The sequence below is a fragment of the Pseudomonas sp. ANT_J12 genome, assembly GCF_008370045.1.
Lineage (GTDB): Bacteria > Pseudomonadota > Gammaproteobacteria > Pseudomonadales > Pseudomonadaceae > Aquipseudomonas.
Genome location: NZ_VOBN01000001.1, coordinates 384932 through 405215 on the forward strand (window position 1 = coordinate 384932; position 20284 = coordinate 405215).

The window sequence follows — 20284 nt, forward strand, 5'->3', positions numbered from 1 at the left end:
CTGCAATCACTTTGCCACTGCACTGTCATAAACCATCGCGATACTGGCGCCTGTTTTTAGAGCGCCGGGTTCTACCCGGTCACTGTTTTCCGTCCGTCATTGGTCGGTTGTGTCCTGGATGGCTCAGTCATCCCTTTCATCTTCGGAGATTGATATGCGTCTTGCTTCCACGAAAACTGCGGCGGCCTTGTGTGGCGGCCTGATGCTGGCCATGAGTGTTCCGGCCAGCGCCGCAGTCGACGCCAAACTGCTCGACATGCTCAAGGCAAACGGCTCGATTTCCCAGGCGCAATACGCCGAACTGCAAGCCGAACTGGCCCGTGACCAGAAAGACCAGCAAATCGCCCGCCAGGCTCAGCAAGAGACCAACGAGCAGATCGCCGCGACCGCGAAGAAAACCAATGAACTGAGCACCTTCGACCAGAAACTGGCCTGGGCTGCCAAGACCCAGTTCAAGGGTGACGTGCGTTTCCGCCAGGAAACGGTGAAGAACGATGGTGTGTCGAACAACAAAGACCAGGACCGTCAGCGCATTCGCGTTCGCCTGGGTGCCTACAGCGAAATCAACCCGCAGGTCGACACCGGTATCCGTATCGCCACCGGCAACAACGACGACGCTCGCTCCACCAACCAGAGCCTGGACGGCTACTTCGACAAGAAGTCGATCTGGCTGGATCAGGGCTACGTCGACTACCACCCCGACTTCCTCAAGAACCTGCACGTTGTGGGCGGCAAGATGCCGCAGCAATGGGTGAGCATGGGCGACATCATCTGGGATAGCGACATCAGCCCGGAAGGTCTGGCACTGACTTACAAGTACCCGTTGGGCGCCAGCACCGAGCTGTTCGGCAGCGCCGGCCACTACACCCTCAAGGACAACGTCGACGGCGACGGCGTGCAGTTCAAGCACGACCTGCGTCTGTACGCCGGTCAGTTGGGTGCGCGCTTCGCCATCACCGACAACCTGAAACTGACCCTGGGTGGCAGCGTCTACGGTTACGACAACGACGACGACATCACCGCAGGCGGCACCACCACGCCATCGATCCTGGCCACCAACGGCAACACTCCGAACGAACAGTTCAAGCTGTACGAAGGTTTTGGTCAGATCGACATCGGCGGCCTGCCAATGCCGTTGTCGCTGTACGGTCAATACGTCACCAACAAAGACGCCAGCAACGATCAGGACGCTGCCTGGTTGACCGGTGTGAAGACCAAGCTTTACGGCTTCGCTGTGGATTACAACTATCGCGACGTACAGCGTAACGCCGTGGTCGGTGCCTTCACCGATTCCGACTTCGCCAACGGCTTCACCGGTTCGCGTGGCAGCAAGTTGAAAGTCAGCTATGAAATCGACAAGAACTTCGCCCTGGGCGCGACGTATTTCATGGCTAAATCCGACTTCACCAACGCCACCATCCGCGACTCGGACATCAAGACCCTGCAACTGGATGCCGAAGCCAAGTTCTAAAAAAGCAGTTGCAAGTTTCAAGCTACAAGCTTCAAGTTCAAGCGCACTGCTGGCAGCTTGAAGCTTGCCGCTCGAAGCTGCTCCTTTACAGCCTCGCGTTGGTCTATCGGTCCCCATCATCCGTCCGATAGCCCAACGCGGGGCTGTTTTCATTTCCCATTCACACCGGCCTTTTGTGGCGAGCGAGCTTGCTCGCGTTGGAGCGCGAAGCGGTCCCCTGCATGTCATCAGACAGACCGCATTCGCTGACTTTACGACTGCTTCGCAGCCGAGCGGGAGCAAGCTCCCTCGCCACAAAAGCGTCCTTGGCCCAAATACCTCATGCACAAAAAAAGATCGCAGCCTGCGGCAGCTGCTACAGAATCGAGTCCAACCTCACTATTGAGTTGAACCCGATCCTGTAGCAGCTACCGCAGGCTGCGATCTTTTAGTCGTTAACTCAGCGCTTGCGCAGAATCACGCTACCAATCGAATACCCGGCACCAAACGAGCTGAGCACTGCCAGCGAACCGCTGGCCAGGTCATCCTGGTTCTTGTGAAACGCAATCACGGAACCGGCGGAGCTGGTGTTGGCGTAGGTATCCAGAATCACCGGGGCTTCTTCTTCGGTGGCTTCGCGACCCAGCAGTTTCTTGACGATCAAGTGGTTCATGCTGAGGTTGGCCTGGTGCAGCCAGAAGCGTTTCACATCGCCGATGTTGAGCTTGTTTTCGTCCAGGTGCGTGGCGATCAGCTCGGCGACCATTGGGCACACGTCGCGGAATACCTTGCGGCCTTCCTGCACGAACAGTTTGTCCCTGGCACCGATGCCCTCTTCCGCCGCGCGGTTGAGGAAGCCGAAGTTGTTGCGGATGTTGTTGGAGAACTTTGTCAGCAGCTTGGTGCTGACAATGTCGAACTGGTACGGGGAGGTCGCCAGGTCGGCACGTTCGATGATCACCGCGGTGGCGGCGTCGCCGAAGATGAAGTGGCTGTCACGGTCGCGGAAGTTCAAGTGACCGGTGCAGACTTCCGGGTTGACCATCAGGATCGCCCGGGCCTGGCCCAGTTGCACGCTGTTGGTGGCGGCCTGGATACCGAAGGTCGCCGAGGAACAGGCCACATTCATGTCGAAGCCGAAACCTTCAATGCCCAGGGCTTCCTGGACTTCGATGGCGATGGCCGGGTAGGCGCGTTGCAGGTTGGAACAGGCGACGATCACGCCGTCGATGTCCGCGGCGGTCTTGCCGGCGCGCTGCAAGGCTTGCTCGGCAGCGCCGATGGCCATCTGGCAGAGCACCGACCATTCGTCGTTGGACCGCTCGGGCAGGCGTGGCGCCATGCGTTGCGGGTCGAGGATGCCGTCCTTGTCCATGACAAAGCGGCTCTTGATGCCGGAGGCTTTTTCGATAAACGCCGCGCTGGACTCGGTCAACGCTTCGAGCTCGCCACGCGCGATGGCGTCGGCGTTGTCGGCGTTGAATTGCGCGACGTAAGCGTTGAAAGACTGCACCAGCTCTTCGTTGGAGATGCTGTTGGCCGGGGTGTAGAGGCCGGTGCCGCTGATGACGACGTTATGCATGGTCGTTTCTCTAATCTGTTCAGGCAGAAAGCGTTGGCACCGACGTACCAACACACAAAGGGTCGTTTCCCGTCCGGGGAAGCAAACCTGGCATCGCTTTATTCCGAACCGCCCGGGCCTGTGAAGGCGCAAAACGGCGGGGCCGGCGTTTATAGGCGCGAAGTTTGCCATAAACGCTGGGGTTTGGCCCTATTTGCCGGATCAAACACCTCACCCCTGTGGGAGCGGGCTTTTGTGGCGAGGGAGCTTGCTCCCGCTTGAGTGCGCAGCGCTCACAAAATTTTGGGGCCGCTGCGCAACCCAGCGCGAGCAAGCTCGCTCGCCACAAAAGCCGCTCCCACAGAGGGGTTATGGTTCGACCTGGGTCCACTGTTTGTTCAGGCGCTTGTCTGAGATCGGCACCTTGGTCCCCAGTTGCTGGGCGAACAACGACACCCGGTATTCCTCCAGCCACCAGCGATACAGTTCCAGTTGCGGATCGCGTTTGCCTTCCTGCGCATGTTTGTTGGCGCGGGTCTGGTATTGCGTCCACAGGCCCGACAACTCACCACTCCAGACCCGATCCCGCTGCACCTGCGCGCCGATCTTCTCGAAACGCTGCTCGACGGCTTTCAGGTAGCGCGGCAGTTCCTTGAGCCACTGCATCGGCGTTTCCCGGACAAATCCCGGATACACCAGATGACTGAGCTGCTGCTTGATGTCATTCAACGCCACAGCCTGGGCCAGGTCGATCTTGCCCTTGAAGCGTTTTTGCAGACCGTGCCAGAGCTTGAGAATCTCCAGGGTCAGCTTCGCCAGACGTTCGGCATGTTCGGTCCAGCCGCCACGCTTGCGCTCGGCCAGGGACGCCAACCCGGCGCCATCGCGCGGCAACGGGTCTTCGCCGTCGAGGATGCAGCTGTCGAGACTCGCCAGCAGGATGTCTTCGACCAGGGCATCAATGCGCCCCAATTCGCGGTACATCAGCCCCAATTCGGTCAGCCCCGGCAACTTGCCGCGCAAGAACTTCGCCGGCTCGGCCAATTGCTGCATCAGCAAACGCTGCAACGCGCGACGGTGCTGGAACTCGGCCTCAGCCGGGGTCGAAAAACGCCCTTCCTTGACTGTCCCGCTCTCCTCCACCAATGCCGGATACACCGTCATCGACAACCCGGCGATCTTCTGCTGGGTTTTCTCGGCGACAGCGGCAAAGACTTTCGGCTCCACCGGCAGCTGGTTTTTCGCGGTTTGCGGCACGGCCAATGCCGCTTGGCTGGCCTCGGCGAAGCGTGCGGTCAACTCCGCCAGATCCCGCCCTTCGCCAAGGAACTTGCCCTGGCCATCGACGATTTCCAGGTTCATCCGCAAATGGCTGTCGACCTGCTGCGCCGCTTCGGCCCAGGCTTCATCGCTGACCCGCGCGCCAGTCATGCGCAGCAGTTCGCGGCCCAGAGCCTGGGGCAATGAGCCCTCGGCGAAGGTCATGCGCTGCAGCGCGGCTTTGACGAAATCCGGCACCGGCACGAAGTTCTTGCGTAGCGCCTTGGGCAGGTTGCGCACCAACGCGATGCACTTGGCTTCAATGACGCCCGGCACCAGCCATTCCAGGCGTTCCGGCGGCAGCATCGGCAACAACGGTGCCGGTACGCGCAGGGTCACGCCGTCGCGGGGGTGATTGGGTTCGAAGTGATAACTCAGGGCCAGTTCCAGATCACCGATGTGCAAGGTGTCCGGGTAATGCAGGGCGGTGACTTCACTGGCCTCGCGGGCCAGCACGTCTTCTTCGCGCATGATCAGCAGTTGCGGGTCTTTCTGGCTGTTGACCTTGTACCAACTGTCGAAGGTTGCGGTCTGGTGGATCTCCGCCGGCAGCCGCGCATCGTAGAAGGCGAACAGGGTTTCTTCGTCGGCGAGGATGTCGCGACGCCGGGCCTTGGCCTCCAGTTCGTCGAGCTGCTCCAGCAACTGCGCATTGGCGGTCAGGCACTTGGCCTTGGACTGAATTTCGCCCCGGACCAGGCCTTCGCGAATGAAGAATTCACGGGACACCACCGGATCAATCGGCCCGTAATGCACCGGTCGGCGCCCCACCACGATCAGCCCGAACAAGGTGATCTGTTCAAACGCCACAACCTGGCCGCGCTTCTTCTCCCAATGCGGTTCGAAGTGGTTTTTCTTGATCAGGTGCCCGGCCAGCGGCTCGATCCAGTCGGCGTCGATCTTGGCCACCATGCGCGCATACAACTTGGTGGTTTCCACCAGTTCGGCGGCCATCAGCCATTGCGGGCGCTTCTTGCCCAGGCCGGATGACGGGTGAATCCAGAAACGCCGCTGACGCGCGCCGAGGTAGTCGCCCTCGTCGGTTTTCTGGCCGATCTGGCTGAGCAACCCGGAGAGCACGGCTTTGTGCAGTTTCGGGTAGTCCGCCGGCTCTTTATTGAGGATCAACTGCATGTCGCGGCAGATCAGGCTCAATTGCCGATGCGAGTCGCGCCACTCGCGCAGGCGCAAGTAGTTGAGGAAATTCTTGCGACACCAGTTACGCAGCGGACTCGCGGTCAACGCCTGGCGCTGCTCTTCAAAACCGCGCCACAGATTGACCAGCCCGGCGAAGTCCGAATCCACGTCTTTCCACTGGGCGTGGGCCTGGTCCGCGGCTTGTTGGCGTTCCGGCGGACGTTCGCGCGGGTCCTGGATCGACATGGCGCTGGCGACGATCAGCACTTCCTGCAAGCTGCCGAGTTTCGCCGCTTCCAGCAACATGCGGCCCATGCGCGGGTCCACCGGCAGGCGCGCCAGATTGCGCCCCAGCGGGGTCAGTTGGCTGTTGCGATCCACTGCCGAGAGTTCTTGCAGCAGGTTGAAACCGTCGCTGATCGCCTTGCCATCCGGCGGCTCGATAAACGGGAAATCGGTGATCTCGCCGAGGCGCAGATGCAGCATCTGCAAAATTACGGCGGCGAGGTTGGTGCGCAGGATTTCCGGGTCGGTAAATTCCGGGCGACCGATGAAATCTTCTTCACCGTAGAGACGAATGCAAATACCCGGCTCGACCCGCCCGCAACGCCCTTTGCGCTGGTTGGCGCTGGCCTGGGAAATCGCTTCGATGGGCAAGCGCTGGACCTTGGCGCGGTAGCTGTAGCGACTGATGCGCGCGGTGCCGCTGTCGATCACGTAACGAATGCCCGGCACCGTCAGCGACGTCTCGGCGACGTTGGTCGCCAGCACCACGCGGCGCCCTGGGTGCGACTGGAAAATCCGCTGCTGTTCGGCCGGCGATAACCGCGCGTACAGCGGCAGAATTTCGGTGTGCTTGAGCTGGGCCTTGCGCAGCATGTCCGCGGCGTCGCGAATCTCGCGCTCGCCAGGCAGGAACACCAGCACATCGCCGGGGCTCTTGCGCTCGCTGCGTTCGAACGCGGCGATTTCATCGAGGGTGGCGAGGATCGCCTGGTCCACGGTCAAGTCATCCTCGACGCGGTTGCCCTCTTCGTCCTGCTCCAGGGTCAGCGGGCGATACCAGGTGTCCACCGGGAAGGTCCGGCCCGAGACTTCGACAATCGGCGCGTCATCGAAATGCTTGGAGAAACGCTCCAGGTCGATGGTCGCCGAAGTGATGATGACTTTCAGGTCCGGGCGACGCGGCAGCAGGGTTTTCAGGTAACCGAGCAGGAAGTCGATGTTGAGGCTTCGTTCGTGGGCTTCGTCGACGATGATCGTGTCGTAGCGTTCGAGGTAGCGGTCGTTCTGGGTTTCCGCCAGCAGGATGCCGTCGGTCATCAGCTTGATCAGGGTGTTGGAATCGCTCTGGTCCTCGAACCGCACCTGATAGCCGACCAGCGCGCCCAGTGGCGTGGCCAGTTCTTCGGCGACCCGGCTGGCGACGCTGCGGGCAGCGATCCGACGCGGCTGGGTGTGGCCGATCAAACCATGCTGGCCGCGCCCGATTTCCAGGCAGATCTTCGGCAACTGGGTGGTTTTACCCGAACCGGTTTCGCCGGCAATGATCAGCACCTGATGCTTGAGCAGCGCCTCTTTGATTTCGTCGCGCTTGGCGGCGATCGGCAGGCTGTCGTCGTAGCGAATCACCGGCAGGCTGGCGCGCCGCGCCAACACCTGATCACAGGACGCCTGCATGCGCGTCACCCACTGGGCCAACTTGGCCTCGTCAGGTTTCTTGCGCAGCTCAAGCAACTGCCGCCGCAGCCGGTGGCGGTCGGCAATCATGGCGTGATCGAGGTTTTTCAGCAGTTTGTCGATGGAAGGCGATTCGTCAGTCATAGAAGCAGCGGCAAGCTGTAAGCCAAAAGCCGCAAGGGTAACAGAGAAGCAGCGGCAAGCTACAAGCATCAAGCTACAAGCAGATCGGCTTTTAGCTTGAAGCTTGCAGCTTGATCGTTCCCACGCTCTGCGTGGGAATGCAGCCAGGGACGCTCTGCGTCCCAAGAGCGGACGCGGAGCGTGGGAACGATCAGCACAGAGAAGCAGCGGCAAGCTACAAGCATCAAGCTACAAGCAGATCGGCTTTTAGCTTGAAGCTTGAAGCTTGCAGCTTGATGCTTACAGCTGCTCTCCTCCCTTACGCCGATACGGGAACACATCAATAACCTTCCCGGCCCGAATCGCTTCCTGAAGGCTTTTCCAGTAATCGGCGTTGTACAACTCGCCATGCAACTGATCAAACAACCGCCGCTGCCCGGCATCGGCAAACAGAAACGGCGGAAACTCCTCGGGAAACACGTCCAGCGGCCCGATCGAATACCACGGCTCGGACGCCATTTCGTCTTCCGGCGTGCGCGGCTGCGGGATGTGGCGGAAGTTGGCTTCGGTCAGGAAACAAATTTCGTCGTAGTCATAAAACACCACCCGCCCATGTCGGGTGACGCCGAAGTTCTTCAGCAACATGTCGCCGGGAAAGATGTTCGCCGCCGCCAGTTGCTTGATCGCCAGGCCGTAATCTTCCAGCGCCTCGTGGACCTGCGCCTCGTTGGCGTTTTCCAGATAGAGGTTGAGCGGCGTCATGCGCCGTTCGGTCCAGCAGTGGCGAATCAGCACGGTGTCGCCTTCGACTGACACCGTGGACGCCGCCACGTCGAGCAGTTCTTCCAGGCACGCCGGTTCGAACTTGCTCAGCGGGAAGCGGAAGTCGGCGAATTCCTGGGTGTCGGCCATGCGCCCGACCCGGTCGACGCTTTTCACCAGTCGATACTTTTCGATCACCGTGGCGCGGTCGACGTTTTTCGACGGCGAGAAGCGGTCCTTGATGATTTTGAACACGGTGTTGAAGCCCGGCAGGGTGAACACGCTCATGACCATGCCGCGCACACCGGGGGCCATGATGAATTGGTCGTCGGTGTTGGCCAGGTGGTTGATCAGCGCCCGGTAGAACTCGGATTTGCCGTGTTTGTAGAAGCCGATCGAGGTGTACAGCTCGGCGATGTGCTTGCCCGGCAGGATGCGCTTGAGGAAGCCGATGAACTCCGCCGGCACCGGCACATCGACCATGAAGTACGAACGGGTGAACGAAAAAATGATCGACACGTCGGCTTCATCAGTGATCAGCGCATCGATCTGAATCCCGCGCCCTTCGCGGTGCAGCAATGGAATCACCAGCGGCCATTGCTCGTCCTGGGTGTAGATGCGCCCGACCAGGTATGCGCCTTTATTGCGGTAGAGCACCGAGGAGAACAGTTCGACGGACAGTTCCGGGTCCTTGCACACCCAGTCCGGCAGGTTCTCGCGCAGTTGCGCTTCGAGGCGGCGCAGGTCGCCGGCCAGGTCGGCGTAATCTTCGCTGAAGCGGTAGTCGGCAAAAATACTCGCCAACATTTCCGACAGGTGCCCCTGGGGCTTGTAGGTGCGGGTCTGCGCGGCCCGGGCCCGGCGCAGGCTCGGCCGGGTGGTGTGGATGAACATGCAGCCGTCGCTGATCAGGTCATGGCTGAACAGCCCGCAGAAGATCGAGTTGTACCAGGTCTCGGACAGTTCATCGTCGAAGCGCAGGTCGATCAGCGTGATATAGGCGCTTTTGACCAGTGGCCAGCAGCTCACGTCCATCAGCGTTTCGCTGTCTAAGGCCGCGCGCAATCGCTCGATGGTTTCGCCGACCTTTTCTTCATAGAGGTTGATCCGCGCCGCCGAGGCGACTTGCGCCTCCTGCCACCGGGCCTGCTCGAAACGCGCCCGGGCACCGTCAGTGATCTGGCGAAAATGCTCGCGGTAATCGTCAAAGCCGTCGAGGATCCTTCGGGCGATATCGGCGGCTGGCCATTGCTGCGGCATGGTGAGACCTCTGCGGGTATTTCGGAGCCCTGAGCTTAGCCAGTGAACCGGGTGCAGGAGAAGCGTAATTTTCGGCCGGAGTTAATTGCACGTTTTTCGGTTGCCATCGATCAGGCGCTCGGCAACACTTCCGTCCCCATAAAGGAAGGAGTGCACCGTGAGCCCTGTCGATATTGTCCGTTTACTCTCGCTGGCGGCGATCTGGGGCGCGAGTTTCCTGTTCATGCGCATCATCGCCCCGGTGATTGGCACCATTCCCACAGCGTTTTTCCGGGTGTCGATTGCGGCCGTTGGCTTGCTGGTGATCCTGGGGCTGATGCGCATCAGCTGGGACTTCAAAGGCAAACTCAAGACCGTGATGCTGCTCGGGGTGATCAACTCCGGGATTCCGGCGACCCTGTATTCCGTGGCTGCCCAAGTGCTGCCGGCCGGTTACTCGGCGATCTTCAACGCCACCACGCCGCTGATGGGCGTGTTGATCGGCGGGTTGTTCTTCCATGAAAAACTCACCGCAGCCAAGCTAGGCGGGGTGTTCCTCGGGCTGTTTGGCGTCGGCGTGCTGACCCGCGCCGGGCCGGTGGCGTTCGATCTGCAATTGCTGATGGGCGCCCTCGCCTGCCTGCTCGCCACCACGTGCTACGGCTTCGCCGGGTTCCTGGCCCGACGCTGGCTGGATCAGGCCGGCGGCCTCGACAGTCGCTTGTCGGCGTTGGGCAGCATGCTTGGCGCGACATTGTTCCTGTTGCCGCTGTTCGGCTACAGCGTGATCAGCAACCCTCCGGCAAGCTGGGGCGGCTGGAATGTCTGGTTGTCGCTGCTGGGGCTGGGCCTGGTGTGTACCGCGTTTGCGTACATCGTGTACTTCCGCCTGCTCAGCTCCATCGGCCCGGTGAAGTCGATGACCGTGACCTTCATGATCCCGCCGTTCGGCGTGTTGTGGGGCGCACTGTTGCTGGATGAGCCGTTGTCGATGGCGCACATCTATGGCGGGGTGTTGATTGCGGCGGCGTTGTGGCTGGTGTTGAAACCGGCGGTGGTGAAGCCGGCGGAGGTGGCTACCCGCTAGAGACTGCCCCCCGCAGGAGCTGCCGAAGGCTGCGATCTTTTGATCCTGATCGTAAAAACAAGATCAAAAGATCGCAGCCTTCGGCAGCTCTACGGGGTACTGGGCGGCTATTAAGGCGCTGTCAGCGTAATCAGGTAATTGCCGGCCGTCAGCGGTTTGCCGGCGCCATCGACCAAGGCGTATTGCTGATCGTAGTAATGCTCACCCTGACGGCTTTCGCTCAGCAGTTTCACATCCACGCTGGAAGGGTCCAGTGCACTCACCGAACGCGCCGGTTCGGCGCGATGCGCACTGACGTTGCCACCCCGCGCCGACGTCGCGCAATCGCTGAGTTCAACCGTCGAATTCGCCCCGATGCCGGTGGCGCAACTCGATTCGACAAGACTGCCGCGAAACTCGATGACGCCCTGGCTGATCGTCGTGCTCGCCAGGCAAGCACCGCTCATGGCGAAAAACAGACTGATCCCGACGGCCAAACGCTGACTGTTCATAGTGAACGCTCCTTGAGTATGTAAGGAGGTTGTCGACAGGCAGGGGTCGGTTCTTGAGGTTTTCTGCAAAATTCGAGGGTTATTTTTCGTGTGCGGCGTGCCTGGCATACCGCACGCTGGTCAGGCGTCAGTCGCTACACCGCCGCTTTGTAACCGTCTTCTCGCTGCCGCGCCCGGGCCTGGACCACGTTGAGCATGGCGCAGCCTTCGCGCGCCAACAGGTGGACGGCACGGGTGACGCGGGTCAGGTCGCCGTCGGAAATGCCGGTGAGGTTGAGGCTGGTCAGGGTGTCGGTCAGGTCGCGGATCACGGTGAAGCGGTGCATTGCGCAGGCGGCGATGTCGCTGACTTCTCGGTGGGTGTTGATGTAGAGCACCGGGTGGTCGGCGTCGTAGGTATCGATGGGAAGGTAACGGGGCATTACTTCGAGCATGGGTAAAACTCCAAATAGGGCTACCTCTCGTCCGCGGCCAAACGAAAAAGGTGGCAGCTGTGTACGGGTTGGCCGACCGGCACCCATCAAACCGGCACACCCGAAGATGTCCCGAGCACAGCTGCCATAACACGACATCCAGGCATGAAAATGCCTGAACAATGACGCTGATGCGTTTTGGATGCTCGACCGGCCAAGGTCATTCGCGGGATTTTCCGCGAGCCCAAACTATAGAGGTCGATGCCGAAACGCGGCAACAGGGTACTTCGTAGGAAACGTCTTGGAAAGTTGTGCGCCGCCGCGACAGCGCACAGGTTCGCTGTAGGACCAGCAGTCAGCGTTAGCGAGCCTGACGGAACACAAACACCAATCCCACAATGATCAGCAACATCCCAAGCACGCTCAACAACGCCAGCCGATTACCAAAGATCAGGTAATCCATCACCGCCGTCACCGCCGGCACCAGGTAAAACAGGCTGGTGACGTTGACCAGGTTGCCCCGGGCAATCAGCCGATACAGCAACAACGTCGCCAGCACCGACACCACCAGGCCCATCCACAACACCGGCACGATAAACCCGGTGTTGTGTTCGAAATGAAACGGCTGGAACGGCACAAAGACCCCGCACAGCAACAGCCCGGCCAGGTACTGCACCTTGCTCATGGAGTCAAACTACATTGACTTCCGAGCCGAAGGTCATGCTCGCCAGCGCCAGCAGACCAAAGAGCATTCCGGCCAGCGACATCCCGGCCAGGCCGATGCCTTGGTAAACCACCATGATCAACCCGGCCAACCCCAGCGCCAGGCCGAACAGGCGGCTAATAGAGCGCTGGCGCTCCATGATCACCACGGTGAGGATCGGCTGCACGCCCATGATCGTCGCTATCACGCCCGGCGTGACCTTCAGGTCCAGGGCCAGCAGATAGAAAATCTGATACGCCCCCAGCAACACCACGCCCGTGGCCATCGCATACAGCATCGGCTTGCCGCCCTTGGGCCGTTTCAGCTTGAGCAACGGCATCAACAGCAGCAGCCCGCACAGGGCGATGGTGAAGCGGATCAACAGAAAGGCAAACGGTGACGCGTGGGCCAGGCCCCATTTGGAGAAGATCGCCCCGCTGCTCCACAGCAGGACGAACAGGCTCGTGGACGCCGCCGCGAGCGCGGTTTTTTTCGAAAGGACAAACATGAAATACCACCTGTCATCAGGCAAAAAAGCCAACTCAGCCGAGGCTGAAGTTCAGTCGTTTTTTCAGACGGGCATGGGGGAACAGCAGAGAAAAGCTGATCAGCCCGAAATGCCAACGCCTGGCGGTGATACGACGGCGCACACCGGCGTGCTACTGACAGGAGGGGGGTAATGACTGATCTGCACAGGCTGCTGGATCCCGCACGGCACGACGCCAGCGTTGACCGCTGAATCGACTACCGCGTTGATGTGGGATGCAGGCATGGGCTGATCTTTTTTGAGGGGAAGAACGGTGCGTCGCAAGACCACCGAGCGCCGACTATAACCAGCGCCAGACACAGATTGCAACGACTTGCCGAAAAGGCTCGGCAAGCCTGCGTTGCGTCACGTTAGCGCGTGGCGACTCGACGAGTGCCACGCGCCCGTCACAGGGACTCAGACGTAACGTTTGTTGCCGCTGTTTTCCGGCGGATGACCTTTGAACACAGCGGGGCCATCCATGGTGATTTCCAGTTTGTCACCCTTGCGCGACAGCCACGGGGTCGCTTCGCTGGTGCTCTTGGAGGTCTTGCCGGATGGGCTCAGTTCAATGTGATCCAGGTCGATTTCGATCAGGCCAATCACGTAGGTGTAGATCGCGCTGCTGAAAAAACCGTCCTTGAACTCAAAGGCGCATTCGACGATCTGGTCGCCGTATTCCATGCGCATTTTCGGTTTCAGCGACGCCACCGAGACGGCGCCGTTGTCCACCGCGGAGTAGACGCTGCAGACCAGCGCGACCTTGCCGCCCATGCGCTGGGAGATGGCTGGGTTGATTTCGACCGTTTCGATGCCCGGTGCCGACGCACTGGCGCTGACCACGTCGCCGGTGTGGAACACAAAAGGGTCGACGTCAAAGGCACCGCTCTTGTCGGGCGCCTGGATGATGGACATCCGGCCGTCCGGGCGCAGGATGCCGATGCGCAGGTCGAGGTCGTCGTTGTCCTCGCCATCGCCGTTGTCCACCCAGGTCGCACTGACCCGGATGACCTTCGGTGCGCTCGGGCCTTTTTCCAGGGACACTTTGTGGCTGGTGCCTGGCTTGTCCAGAGTGATGACCGATTTGACGATATTGACTGGTTTGGCGGCGGGAGTCGGGGCCGCTGCCGGGGCAGGCGCGTCGTCCACTTCAATCCCGTAGAGACCGCAGAGCCCGGCCAGGCCCGAAGCGAACCCCTGCCAGACCGAGCGCGCCTTCATTTGGCCGTTTCGAACGTACAACTCGAGCACGACAATGCCGGTCTCCTGGGAGAACGCACCCGGCGCGAGTTCCAGCACCTGGTCGCCGACCACCACTTGGGCGCGCAGGTCCTTGACCGCCGCAAAACCGCCGGCGCTGCCATCTTGGGTCAGGGTGATGGCGATCTTGGTGATGCTGGCCGGCAGGCGCGACAGATCAAAGCCGATACGGTGGCTGACGGTGCCGCTTTGCGTGACCGGGGCGATGAACATGGCGGCGCCGGACGCGTGTTCCGGGGCGTTGAAGAACACCATGTCGCTGTCGTTCGTCACCTTGCCGGTTTCGGTGACCAGGAAGGCGGTGAGGTTGACGTCCAGCTGGTCGCCAGCCGCATGGGTGACCACGACATGCCCTTTGGGCAGGCTGAGGGTGGTGTTTTCGCCGGGCTTGAGGGATTGAGTCAAGGGGAGTCGCCTATTCCATGGGGTGTATGGCAGCACACTGCAGGTGTGCTGCGCCTTCATTGAGAGAGTGCGCGAGCCAGCCAAGGGAAAAGCCTGTGGTTCAGGGCCGTACCGCCGGGAGGGAGTTTAACGGCTTGTGTCGGTTTGTCGCGCTTTGTGCGCTTTCTGACACGCATAAAAAAACCGCTCATACAGAGCGGTTTTTTGTTCAGTGGCCGATTCAACCAAACAACCAATACCCCAACAACGTCAGCACCACCACTGCCAGCACCGGGCGCAATACGCGGTAGGCCTTGGGATGCCGACGTTTCCACTGTTTGACCACGCCGCTGAACTTGTCAGTGGAATTCTTGCTCCAGGCGTAAACCTGGTTGATCCCGCCGACGCGTTCATCATCAAGGTTCTGCGGTGCTGTGGCGCGGCCCAGCAAACCGCTGACCCAGCGGTTGATACGGGTCATGACACGGTTGCTCAGCGGTCGCTCGATGTCGCAGAACAGGATGACCCGGGTCTTCTCGGTTTCGTTCTTGACCCAGTGCACATAAGTTTCGTCGAACATCACGTCCTCGCCATCGCGCCAGGCGTAGACCTGACCGTCGACAAAGATGCGGCAATCGTCGGAGTTCGGGGTCGACAGCCCCAGGTGATAACGCAGGGACCCGGCGAACGGGTCGCGATGCGGGTTCAAATGGCTGCCGCCCGGCAACAGGGCAAACATCGCGCCTTTGACATTCGGGATACTGCTGACCAGTGCCACGGTTTTCGGGCACAGGGCTGCTGCCGAGGGCAAAGGCTTGTCGTACCACTTGAGGTAAAAACGCTTCCAGCCCTTCTTGAAGAACGAGCCAAAACCGGCGTCGTTGTTCTTTTCGGCGGCGCGGATATAGCCCTCGTCGAACAGGTGCATGGCTTCGTCGCGGATGATTTCCCAGTTGTCCCGCAGCACGTCCAGTTCCGGGAACTTGCTGCGATCCAGGTAGGGTTTAGACGGAACACCGGAAAACAGGTACATCAGGGCGTTATAAGGTGCGAACAGCGCCGAATGGTTGACGAACTGACGCAGGACCGGCAACCGTGCCTTGCCGCGCAAATGCACATAGAGCGTACTGCCGAGGAATAACAGCAACACCGACGCTTTCGCGGCCAGGGAAAAGGTCATCAACGACTCCTTGAGAATAAACAACTGTGCACCGCGCCATTTACCCGACGTGGCAGCCGGCCATGATACCCACTACCGGACTGGGGAAAAACCCACCTATCTGAACAAACAGTGTTGAGGATTGCGCAACAAAGCACTTATTAACATAAGGTTCCTGAACGAAGGCTGACCTGAATCAGCGTTCATCCCTGTGACGAGGGGGCTTGTCGGAATGCCGCACCACCCCGTTCGGCTGCGAAGCAGTCCTAAAACCGGTAAACGCAATTTATCTGATATATCGAGGCGGCCGGTTTTAGGGCCGCTGCGCAGCCCAACGGGGTGGTGCGGCATTCCGACAAGCCCCCTCGCCACAATGGTCAGCGAGTTATTGCTGGGTCTCCGCCTCGGTAAACAGATCACTGAACAACATGCTCGACAGGTAACGCTCGCCCGAGTCCGGCAGGATCACCACAATCGTCTTGCCCTGCATTTCCGGGGTTTCGGCCAGGCGCACTGCCACCGCCATCGCCGCACCGCAAGAGATCCCGCACAAAATCCCCTCTTCCTGCATCAGGCGCAGGGCCATGGCCTTGGATTCGTCATCGGTTACCAGTTCGACCCGGTCAACCATCGACAAATCGAGGTTCTTCGGCACAAAACCGGCGCCAATGCCCTGGATCTTGTGCGGGCTCGGCTTGATCTCTTCACCGGCCAGTTTCTGGGTAATCACCGGCGACGACACCGGTTCCACGGCCACCGAGAGAATCGGTTTGCCTTGGGTATTCTTGATATACCGCGAAACACCGGTAATGGTTCCGCCCGTTCCGACGCCTGCCACCAGTACATCGACCGCACCGTCGGTGTCGTTCCAGATTTCCGGGCCGGTGGTTTTTTCGTGGATCGCCGGGTTGGCCGGGTTTTCGAACTGTGCCGGCATGAAGTACTTGGCCGGGTCGCTGGCGAGAATTTCCGCAGCCTTTTCAATCGCGCCTTTCATGCCCTTGGCGGGCTCGGTCAGCACCAGCTCAGCCCCCAACGCCTTGAGCACCTTGCGCCGCTCGATACTCATGGACGCCGGCATGGTCAGCATCAGCTTGTAACCACGGGCGGCGGCCACAAACGCCAGGCCGATGCCGGTATTGCCCGACGTCGGCTCCACGATGGTCATGCCAGGCTTGAGTTTGCCGGTGCTTTCGGCGTCCCAGATCATGTTCGCGCCGATCCGGCACTTGACCGAGTAACCGGGGTTGCGTCCCTCGATCTTGGCCAGGATGGTCACGCCCCGAGGCGCGATGCGATTGATCTGCACCAGCGGTGTATTACCGATGGAATGGGCGTTGTCAGCGAAAATACGGCTCATGGCTGGGTCCTTATGCAGCGTTGAATTAGCTGTTCAAGGTATGCCTGTTGCCGAGGGTCGTCCAGTCAGGTCGAACGTCCGCCGGCGCCAGCAGTCAATGGCTTTACATTGCCAAGGAATTGCCATCATGAAACGTCGATACAGTTGGCCCCTTTGGACCCTCGCCGGCCTCGTTATCCTGTTGGTCGCCCTGGACATCGCCTTGCCCTATATGGTGCGCAATTACCTCAACGACAAACTCGCGGACATGGGCGACTACCGTGGCCAGGTGGTCGATGTGGACCTGGCCCTGTGGCGCGGCGCCTACAAGATCAACGGGCTGAAGATCGTCAAGGTCGACGGCAAGGTGCCGGTGCCTTTCGTCAACGCGCCGCTGATCGACCTCTCGGTGAGTTGGCACTCCCTGTGGTACGACCATGCCGTGGTGGCCGAGGTGCAGTTCATCAACCCCGAAGTGAACTTCGTCGATGGCGGGGCCAACAAACAGAACTCCCAGACCGGTCGCGGCACTGACTGGCGCGCTCAATTGAGCAAACTGCTGCCGTTTACCCTGAACGAAGTGCGGATCAACGACGGCAAAATCAGCTTCAGGAACTTCAACTCCACGCCGCCGGTGAACATGAACGCCACCCAGGTTAACGCCAGCCTCTATAACCTGACCAACGTGGTCGACACCCAAGGCAAGCGCGACGCCCGTTTCGAAGGCAAGGCCCTGCTGCTGGGCCACGCCCCGCTGGAAACCACCGCCACCTTCGACCCCCTGAGCAACTTCGAAGACTTCGAATTCCGCCTGCGGGCCAAGGACATCGAACTCAAACGCATGAACGACTTCGCCTCGGCTTACGGCAAATTCGATTTCAATGCCGGCCACGGCGACGTGGTGATCGAAGCCGAAGCCAACAAGGGCCAGCTAAAGGGTTACATCAAACCGTTGCTGCGAGACGTTGAAGTGTTCAACTGGCAGCAGGACGTCGAGAACAAAAACAAAGGGATCTTGCGCTCCGTCTGGGAAGCCATCGTCGGCAGCACCGAAACCGTGCTGAAGAACCAGCGCAAGAACCAGTTCGCCACCAAAGTTGAACTCAGCGGCAACGTGCACCAGCAAGATATCAGCGCGTTCCAGGCGTTTTTGCAGATTTTGCGTAATGGTTTCGTCCAGGCGTTCAATGCGCGGTATGAACAGCCGAAGCCGGATAAGGGTTAAGTCACCAAGTGACGCCCCATTCAGAGACTGAATAACCCGTCTGCGTTCACAGTCGACCGGGCAGCGCGTTATAGTCGGGGCATCATAAATGTCGCGTCCCGCCCTGCCCCGTTCAGGCCGGCGTTACCGTTCGAGGATTAGCAGATGAAGTTCGAAGGCACCCAGGCCTACGTCGCCACCGATGACCTGAAGCTGGCGGTCAACGCCGCCATCACCCTGGAGCGTCCGCTGCTGGTCAAGGGCGAGCCGGGCACGGGCAAGACCATGCTCGCCGAGCAATTGGCCGAGTCCTTTGGCGCCCGGTTGATCACCTGGCACATCAAGTCCACGACCAAGGCGCATCAGGGCCTGTATGAGTACGACGCGGTCAGCCGCTTGCGCGATTCGCAACTGGGCACCGAGAAGGTCCACGACGTGCGCAATTACCTGAAGAAGGGCAAGTTGTGGGAAGCCTTCGAGTCCGAGGAGCGGGTGATCCTGCTGATTGACGAGATCGACAAGGCTGACATCGAGTTCCCGAACGACTTGCTGCAAGAACTCGACAAGATGGAGTTCTACGTTTACGAGATCGACGAGACCATCAAGGCCAAGGTTCGCCCGATCATCATCATCACTTCCAACAACGAGAAAGAGCTGCCAGACGCGTTCCTGCGCCGCTGCTTCTTCCACTACATCGCGTTCCCGGACCGCACCACGATGCAGCGCATCGTCGACGTGCATTACCCGAACATCAAGAAAGACCTGGTCAGCGAAGCGCTGGACGTGTTCTTCGACGTGCGCAAAGTGCCGGGCCTGAAGAAGAAGCCTTCGACCTCGGAACTGGTGGACTGGCTGAAACTGCTGATGGCCGACAACATCGGCGAAGCGGTGCTGCGCGAGCGCGATCCGACCAAGGCCATCCCGCCGCTGGCTGGAGCCCTGGTGAAGAACGAACAGGACGTGCAATTGCTTGAGCGCCTGGCGTTCATGAGCCGTCGCGGCACCCGCTAAGAGGCTGACCGCCATGCTGCTCAACCTGTTTAATGAAATGCGTGCCGCCAAGGTGCCGGTCTCGGTGCGCGAGTTGCTGGACCTGATCAACGCGCTGAAACAGCGCGTGGTCTTCGCCGACATGGACGAGTTTTATTACTTGGCCCGGGCGATCCTGGTGAAGGACGAAAAGCATTTCGACAAGTTCGACCGCGCCTTCGGTGCCTACTTCAATGGCCTGGAAAAACTCGACGATCACCTTCAGGCGTTGATCCCCGAAGACTGGCTGCGCAAGGAGTTCGAACGCTCCCTGAGCGATGAAGAGCGCGCGCAAATCCAGTCCCTCGGCGGTCTGGACAAGCTGATCGAAGAGTTCAAGAAACGCCTGGAAGAACAGAAAGAACGCCACGCCGGCGGCAACAAGTGGATCGGCACCGGCGGCACCAGCCCGTTCGGTTCCGGCGGCTTCAACCCGGAAGGCATCCGGGTCGGCGATGCCGGCAAGCGTCAGGGCAAAGCGGTGAAAGTCTGGGACCAGCGCGAGTACAAGAACCTCGACGACTCGGTGGAACTGGGCACGCGCAACATCAAGGTCGCCCTGCGCCGGTTGCGCAAATTTGCGCGTCAGGGTGCGGCGGAAGAGCTGGACATCGATGGCACTATCGACCATACCGCCCGGGATGCTGGCCTGCTGAACATCCAGATGCGGCCGGAGCGGCGCAACACCGTCAAGCTGTTGCTGCTGTTCGACATCGGCGGCTCGATGGACGCCCACGTGAAGATTTGCGAAGAGCTGTTCTCGGCCTGCAAGACCGAGTTCAAGCACTTGGAGTATTTCTACTTCCACAACTTCGTCTATGAATCGGTGTGGAAGAACAATATGCGCCGCACCTCCGAGCGCTTTTCGACCCAGGATTTGCTGCACAAATACGGCGCCGACTACAAGGTGATCTTCATCGGCGACGCCGCCATGGCGCCCTACGAAATCACCCAGGCTGGCGGCAGCGTCGAGCACTGGAACGAAGAGCCGGGCTATTTGTGGATGCAACGCTTCATGGAGAAGTACAAGAAGCTGATCTGGATTAACCCGTATCCGAAAGACACCTGGGGCTATACCTCGTCGACCAACATTGTTCGGGATTTGATTGAAGACCGGATGTACCCGCTGACGCTGCGGGGGTTGGAAGAAGGGATGCGGTTTCTTTCCAAGTAGCGTACCGATCGTTCCCACGCTCCCGCGTGGGAATTCCGCCCGGGACGCTCTGCGTCCCCTGTGACGCGGAGCGTCACTGGATGCATTCCCACGCAGAGCGTGGGAACGATCAGTGTGAAGCAAACCGCCAATGGTCTGCCGATCATTGAGGCGCACAATCGGCTGTCCATCCGGCGGCACCTGCACCGCGCCCAGCGGGATGCCTTACCGATCGTTCCCACGCTCCCGCGTGGGAATGCCGCC

14 protein-coding genes and 2 pseudogenes are annotated in these 20284 nt (G+C 60.2%); 6 read left to right on the top strand and 10 right to left on the bottom strand.

All coding sequences use genetic code 11. The features are described from left to right. Positions 1-154: 154 nt before the first annotated feature. A complete protein-coding gene (locus FQ192_RS01885; RefSeq protein WP_149657127.1) occupies positions 155-1471 on the top strand; it encodes a putative porin in 1317 nt (438 codons plus the stop codon). Between the two features lie 439 nt (positions 1472-1910). Here the strand turns inward: FQ192_RS01885 and FQ192_RS01890 are convergent, their stop codons facing one another. From FQ192_RS01890 to aceK, 3 genes are all read right to left on the bottom strand, one after another. Then, positions 1911-3032 (bottom strand): beta-ketoacyl-ACP synthase III, encoded by a 1122-nt coding sequence (locus FQ192_RS01890; RefSeq protein ID WP_149657128.1) that lies wholly within the window; start codon positions 3030-3032, stop codon positions 1911-1913. A gap of 348 nt (positions 3033-3380) precedes the next feature. Then, positions 3381-7292 (bottom strand): ATP-dependent RNA helicase HrpA, encoded by a 3912-nt coding sequence (gene hrpA, locus FQ192_RS01895; protein ID WP_149657129.1) that lies wholly within the window; start codon positions 7290-7292, stop codon positions 3381-3383. 279 nt (positions 7293-7571) lie between these two features. Further along, on the bottom strand, positions 7572-9293 hold the full coding sequence (gene aceK / locus FQ192_RS01905) for a bifunctional isocitrate dehydrogenase kinase/phosphatase (RefSeq protein WP_149657131.1): 1722 nt from the start codon (positions 9291-9293) through the stop codon (positions 7572-7574). 157 nt (positions 9294-9450) lie between these two features. On the opposite strand from aceK, the gene FQ192_RS01910 reads away from it, so the two are divergent. Continuing rightward, a complete protein-coding gene (locus FQ192_RS01910; protein WP_149657132.1) occupies positions 9451-10359 on the top strand; it encodes a DMT family transporter in 909 nt (302 codons plus the stop codon). 110 nt (positions 10360-10469) lie between these two features. On the opposite strand, the gene FQ192_RS01915 is transcribed toward FQ192_RS01910, so the two are convergent. The 3 genes and pseudogenes from FQ192_RS01915 to FQ192_RS01925 all read right to left on the bottom strand — a co-directional run bounded on the left by FQ192_RS01915 (position 10470) and on the right by FQ192_RS01925 (position 12474). Further along, entirely contained in the window at positions 10470-10850 is a 381-nt protein-coding gene (locus FQ192_RS01915) for a type 1 fimbrial protein (protein ID WP_149657133.1), read from the bottom strand. A gap of 134 nt (positions 10851-10984) precedes the next feature. Further along, the gene (locus tag FQ192_RS01920; protein WP_149657134.1) at positions 10985-11284 is read right to left on the bottom strand and encodes a hypothetical protein; all 300 of its coding nucleotides are present in this window, start codon (positions 11282-11284) and stop codon (positions 10985-10987) included. 340 nt (positions 11285-11624) lie between these two features. Next, a pseudogene (locus tag FQ192_RS01925) lies at positions 11625-12474 on the bottom strand (DMT family transporter). On the opposite strand from FQ192_RS01925, the gene FQ192_RS33930 reads away from it, so the two are divergent. Then, positions 12473-12646, top strand: a complete 174-nt coding sequence (locus FQ192_RS33930) for a hypothetical protein (RefSeq protein ID WP_178128985.1) — start codon at positions 12473-12475, stop codon at positions 12644-12646. The pseudogene FQ192_RS01925 and the gene FQ192_RS33930 sit on opposite strands and share 2 nt — an antisense overlap. A 263-nt stretch (positions 12647-12909) precedes the next feature. Here the strand turns inward: FQ192_RS33930 and FQ192_RS01930 are convergent, their stop codons facing one another. The 3 genes from FQ192_RS01930 to cysK form a co-directional block, all read right to left on the bottom strand. After that, complete coding sequence (locus FQ192_RS01930; protein WP_149657135.1) at positions 12910-14157, bottom strand: TerD family protein; 1248 nt, start codon at positions 14155-14157, stop codon at positions 12910-12912. A gap of 220 nt (positions 14158-14377) precedes the next feature. Next, positions 14378-15316 carry an aspartyl/asparaginyl beta-hydroxylase domain-containing protein gene (locus FQ192_RS01935; RefSeq protein WP_149657136.1) on the bottom strand — a complete coding sequence of 313 codons (939 nt, stop codon included), beginning with the start codon at positions 15314-15316 and terminating at the stop codon, positions 14378-14380. 364 nt (positions 15317-15680) lie between these two features. Beyond that, positions 15681-16655, bottom strand: coding sequence for a cysteine synthase A (gene cysK, locus FQ192_RS01940; RefSeq protein ID WP_133839252.1), 975 nt, complete (start codon positions 16653-16655; stop codon positions 15681-15683). Between the two features lie 127 nt (positions 16656-16782). Between cysK and FQ192_RS01945 the strand changes: the two genes are divergently transcribed. The 3 genes from FQ192_RS01945 to FQ192_RS01955 all read left to right on the top strand — a co-directional run bounded on the left by FQ192_RS01945 (position 16783) and on the right by FQ192_RS01955 (position 20041). Next, complete coding sequence (locus FQ192_RS01945; protein WP_149657137.1) at positions 16783-17859, top strand: DUF748 domain-containing protein; 1077 nt, start codon at positions 16783-16785, stop codon at positions 17857-17859. Positions 17860-18003: 144 nt separating this feature from the next. Continuing rightward, a complete protein-coding gene (locus tag FQ192_RS01950) occupies positions 18004-18849 on the top strand; it encodes a MoxR family ATPase (RefSeq protein WP_149657138.1) in 846 nt (281 codons plus the stop codon). 13 nt (positions 18850-18862) lie between these two features. Further along, positions 18863-20041, top strand: a complete 1179-nt coding sequence (locus FQ192_RS01955) for a VWA domain-containing protein (RefSeq protein ID WP_054049045.1) — start codon at positions 18863-18865, stop codon at positions 20039-20041. A gap of 123 nt (positions 20042-20164) precedes the next feature. On the opposite strand, the pseudogene FQ192_RS34820 reads toward FQ192_RS01955, so the two are convergent. Then, a pseudogene (locus FQ192_RS34820) lies at positions 20165-20245 on the bottom strand (hypothetical protein); the annotation flags it as partial. Between the last annotated feature and the right edge of the window lie 39 nt (positions 20246-20284).